The organism is Coxiella endosymbiont of Ornithodoros maritimus (genome assembly GCF_907164965.1).
Taxonomy (GTDB): Bacteria; Pseudomonadota; Gammaproteobacteria; order Coxiellales; family Coxiellaceae; genus Coxiella.
In genome coordinates, this window is sequence record NZ_CAJRAM010000111.1 from 1 (window position 1) to 2461 (window position 2461).

The following is a 2461-nucleotide window of genomic DNA, read 5'->3' on the forward strand; positions in this document are numbered from 1 at the left end:
GTGAAGCCGCATATACGTTCTTTTCGTCAAAACTGATTGTTGACAACAACCCTGGGGCCATATACGTATAGACCAAAGCAGAATACGGGAAAATAATGATCTCGTCTATCATCCCCGTATTTCACTGCGCTCATACGGGGTTAGTTCCTGATTTAACCTTTCATTGAATCAAAAAAGTCATTATTTGTTTTTGTTAACTTTAAGCGATCGATTAAAAATTCGCTTGCAGCAAGTTCATCCATGGGATGTAAGATTTTACGTAAAATCCAAACTTTTTGTAAAACGTCTTGCGGCATCATTAATTCTTCACGGCGAGTGCCGGAACGATTGATATTAATGGCAGGGAAAGTTCGTTTTTCTGCGATGCGGCGATCCAAATGAATTTCCATGTTGCCCGTTCCTTTAAATTCTTCGTAAATGACGTCATCCATCTTAGAACCAGTTTCAATCAACGCCGTCGCTATAATTGTTAAACTGCCGCCTTCTTCCACGTTGCGTGCCGCCCCGAAAAATCGCTTCGGTCGTTGCAACGCATTAGCGTCCACACCACCGGTCAATACCTTTCCGGAAGCAGGAATTACCGTGTTGTAGGCACGCGCTAAACGAGTGATGGAATCCAATAAAATAACAACGTCCTTTTTATGTTCGACTAACCGTTTTGCTTTTTCAATCACCATCTCTGCCACTTGAACGTGGCGTGAGGCCGGCTCGTCAAACGTACTTGCTACTACTTCCCCTTTTACTGAACGATCCATTTCGGTGACTTCTTCAGGCCTCTCATCAATCAACAATACGATGAGTACACATTCCGGATGATTTGTCGTAATTGAATGAGCGATATTCTGTAACATCATCGTTTTACCGGCTTTTGGCGGTGAAACGATAAGGCCCCGCTGACCTTTTCCGATGGGTGAAATCAAATCAATGATACGAGCAGTAATATCTTCCGTACTGCCATTGCCCGTTTCCATTTTAATTTGCTCGTTTGGAAAGAGTGGTGTAAGGTTTTCAAATAAGATTTTGCCTTTTGACGCTTCTGGTTTTTCGAGGTTGATTTCATTGACTTGGAGTAAAGCGAAGTAGCGTTCGCTTTCTTTAGGGGGGCGAATTTTTCCTGAAACTGTATCACCTGTTCGCAAATTAAAGCGTCGAATTTGACTCGGGGAAACATAAATATCATCGGGGCCGGCTAAATAAGAACTGTCTGCGGATCGTAAAAATCCAAAACCGTCTTGTAAAATTTCAAGGACACCATCGCCAAAAATATCTTCGCCTTTTTTAGCATGTGCTTTTAATACTGCAAATATAATGTCTTGTTTTCGTGTACGAGAGACGTATTCCAGATTCATTTCCTGAGCAATTTGCATTAGTTCTGGAACCGATTTTTGTTTAAGATCAGTTAAATTCATAAGTTATGGTAAAACCTCTTTATTGATTGTTTAAATTAAAATACATGCCGCTCATCCCAAACAAGCATCAGCTCATAATGCGATACTCCAGCTGGTATTTCATAGTTAGGAGCAAACTTGAAAGCGATGGGATTATGCCGATAGGCCCGTGATATTTGATGAGAATTCTAGTGAGTTATGAAGAAAAATGCAAGCTCTCATCTAAAAAGGCTGTTAATTGCGATTTATTAAGTGCACCGACTTTCCTATCAACTACTTCGCCCTTACGAAAGATTAAAAGACTGGGTATTCCTCTAACACCATATTTTGTAGGAGTTTGCGCATTTTCATCTACATTAAGTTTAAATACCTTAACGCGACCGGCGTATTCCTTTGCGATTTCCTCAACAACCGGACTAATCATCTTGCAGGGCTGGCACCATTCTGCCCAAAAGTCCACAAGAATGGGGATATCGGCTTGCAGCACTTCAGTTTCAAAGTTTTCGTCGGAAGCGGTATGGACATATTCGTTCATTGTAAATCCCCTTAAATAATAATTATCCTAATGAATCGTTAACCATCCTCAATTATGCTTATAGCAGATCGAGGCAGTAAGAGTAGGAACATTTCCTTTTATCCAGCCGTTCCTATCCAACAGCAAGAATAATAACTAGGCATCTTACAAACTGATAAACTATTATGCTGAAATCAATTATATTTACAACATTTAGGATGCGATTAGAAGTGTAGGTTTTCTATACCACCTTGCGGGCCCAGTGGCTAAGTAACCTAATGAAAAGTGCCCCTCCTTAAAGAGGGCGTTATAATGCGCCAACATAGAGTTTCTATTTTTAAAAAAAGGAGCAGGGCCATGAAAGATATTAAAATACTTGGTGTTGGTATTTATTGCAAAAGGGGTTTTTCAACTGTGTGGGATTGATGAGTGGGGTAAGGTGATCCACACGAGAGGGGTTAGGCGCTCAATATGTGTCCACTGTGGCAAGGCCTTAAGGTGGCTTGTGTGGTTGATAGAAGCGTGTGGAGGCGCGAACCATTGGTATCGGGTTCATGGG

At 41.2% G+C, this 2461-nt stretch carries 2 protein-coding genes and 1 pseudogene; 1 reads left to right on the plus strand and 2 read right to left on the minus strand.

What is annotated here, in order from left to right; translation table 11 throughout:
* Positions 1-152 precede the first annotated feature (152 nt).
* A complete protein-coding gene (gene rho / locus OWO34_RS09370; RefSeq protein WP_267257299.1) occupies positions 153-1409 on the minus strand; it encodes a transcription termination factor Rho in 1257 nt (418 codons plus the stop codon).
* Between the two features lie 175 nt (positions 1410-1584).
* A complete protein-coding gene (trxA, locus tag OWO34_RS09375; RefSeq protein WP_267257300.1) occupies positions 1585-1923 on the minus strand; it encodes a thioredoxin TrxA in 339 nt (112 codons plus the stop codon).
* Between the two features lie 336 nt (positions 1924-2259).
* Here trxA and OWO34_RS09380 point away from each other — a divergent pair.
* Positions 2260-2461, plus strand: a pseudogene (locus OWO34_RS09380) (IS110 family transposase); the annotation flags it as partial.

Excerpts from the sequence above, each read along its gene's own strand:
- rho (WP_267257299.1), bottom strand. The coding sequence starts at position 1,409 with ATGAATTTAACTGATCTTAAACAAAAATCGGTTCCAGAACTAATGCAA.
- trxA (WP_267257300.1), bottom strand. The coding sequence starts at position 1,923 with ATGAACGAATATGTCCATACCGCTTCCGACGAAAACTTTGAAACTGAA.